Source organism: Gilvimarinus sp. 1_MG-2023, from assembly GCF_030548285.1.
The window spans coordinates 1-270 of sequence record NZ_JAUOSC010001054.1; the positions used below are offsets into that span (position 1 = coordinate 1).

1 protein-coding gene is annotated in these 270 nt (G+C 61.1%); it reads left to right on the forward strand.

The annotated features are described in order from the left end of the window. A partial coding sequence (locus Q4563_RS20090) for a hypothetical protein (protein WP_303605768.1) occupies window positions 1-241 on the forward strand: 241 nt, incomplete at its 5' end. Window positions 242-270 lie beyond the last annotated feature (29 nt).

The window sequence follows — 270 nt, forward strand, 5'->3', positions numbered from 1 at the left end:
CCTGGCGGGTGCGCATTTCGTGAAGGTCTTTTCCGGCGATAAACGCCTTGCTGGTCTTGAATCGTTTGGCCCACAACACCTCAGCGTCGGTGGCGTCTCCGGCGTCGGCTCGCTGCTCGATCTCTACGGCAAGCAGGTAGCGTTCTTCAAAGTCGTCTGGTGGCTGGAACGCTGGGGCGACAAATTCAGGCCGAATCACCTGAGCCGCACGGGGTACTGGTGGTTGTTCCAGGGGCGGTAGCGCTGGCAGATCGGTGGCAGGTTGTGCCT